The sequence below is a fragment of the Glycomyces sp. NPDC021274 genome (assembly GCF_040641195.1).
Taxonomy (GTDB): domain Bacteria; phylum Actinomycetota; class Actinomycetes; order Mycobacteriales; family Micromonosporaceae; genus Glycomyces.
Map to the genome: position 1 here is coordinate 1 of NZ_JBFADC010000049.1, position 1611 is coordinate 1611.

1 protein-coding gene and 1 pseudogene are annotated in these 1611 nt (G+C 66.9%); one reads left to right on the forward strand and one right to left on the reverse strand.

The annotated features are described in order from the left end of the window. Positions 1 to 240: helix-turn-helix domain-containing protein (locus AB0I03_RS26425; protein ID WP_360417312.1), on the reverse strand; the 240-nt coding region annotated here is incomplete at its 3' end. 189 nt (positions 241 to 429) lie between these two features. Here AB0I03_RS26425 and AB0I03_RS26430 point away from each other — a divergent pair. Then, positions 430 to 1257, forward strand: a pseudogene (locus AB0I03_RS26430) (IS5 family transposase). Positions 1258 to 1611: the final 354 nt, after the last annotated feature.

The window sequence follows — 1611 nt, forward strand, 5'->3', positions numbered from 1 at the left end:
CGGCCCCAGACCGTCGGGCACACGCTCCACAGCCATGGCCAGCAGCCGGTCACCCACCGCCAGCAGCAGCGCGTCCCGGTCCGCGAAATGCCGCCACACCGCCGACCGGTCCACGCCCAGTTCCTCTCCCAGAGCCCGTCCGGTCAGCCCGTCCGGCTCCGCCCGCGCCGCGATCCGCACGGCCGCCTCCACGATCAGCTCCGGCGACAACCGCACCGCCCGGCCCTTGCCCACAACCATGTCCCTCCCTCACTCCCGCAATCATCAATGCTGTCATCAATGATGACAATGCTGGGGTGGGATGGTCAACTCTGGGGTGCGCCCACGATGCGGCGACGTTCGGGAAGGGCCTATCAGTCGGACGCAGGCAGTCGAGGCGATCGCTGCTGCCGGCTTCAGCGCGACGCTCTGCGATCGCCGGGGGGACCTGTGCCTGTTCTTCCGTCATGGCGGACCGAACCGCTGTGGGACCAGTTCTCGGCGCTGCTGCCCGAGCGGCGGCTCTACCGCCCGGACCATCCTCTGCGCTGCCACCGTCCGCGCATCAGTGACCGGATCGTGTTCGACAAGCTTCCGCAGTTGCTGCGGTGGGGCGATCGCTGACACGACCTGATCGGCCAGCACCATCCGCAGCCGGCGCGATGAGTGGATCCGCCTGGGCATTTTCAGCCAGTTGAAGCAGATCGCGCTCGATTCCTACGACCGCATCGTCGGCCTGAGGCTGGATCAGATCGCCATCGATGGCTCCCTCACCAAGGCACCCGGCGGCGGTGAGGTCGCCGGGCGCTCCCCGGTCGACCGGGGAAAACAGGGCCTGAAACGCTCCGGCATGACTGACGCTACGGAATCCCGCTCGGCCGCGTTCTGGCCGGGGCGAACTGTCACGACTCTCCGCTGCCGGCCCCGACCCTGGACCGCCTCGCGGAACTCGGGCCGCTGCCCGACGACATCACGGTGCACCTGGACGCTGGGTACGACTCGCACAAGACCCGCGCCCTGCTCGACGAACGCGGGCTGCACGGTCAGATAGCGCACAAGGGCGAGAAAGCCCCGATTCAGTCAAGCCAGCGGTGACACGTCGAGCGCACCCACGCCTGGCAGAACGCCTTCCACCGTCTTTCCCGCTGCTACGAACGCCGCGCCGTCGTGATCGACGCCTTCTTCGACCTCGCGGACACGATCATCACCGTCCGCAGCCTGATCCGACAATCCTGGACCACCCACCGCTGGGACAACCGCCCGAGGCGATGCCCGTAAGCCCACGCCTATCCGCGCGAGTTCTACGTTGCGCTGTGTTTTAGGCGGAGTTGCGTTCGCCGCCCGGAGCGCGGGCAGGGGTCAGACGAACTCCCTTGCCAAGGGCCCATTTTGCATCCGTAATCTCACGGCACCTCAGGCTCTGGTGACCCAAGTCACAGAAAATGCGTCTCGCTATTTGAGAAGACTGACCCCCAAGGCGCCTGGCCCGGTGTGGGGGTGTGCGAGATTTACGCCTCGGCCGGCAGATGGGGCTGGCGGGGGGCTGGGCAGCCCGAGAGTGGTCTAGACAATAAACAAGGCCCAGGTCGCTGACCTGGGCCTCAACTATGGAGCGGGTGACGGGAATCGAAC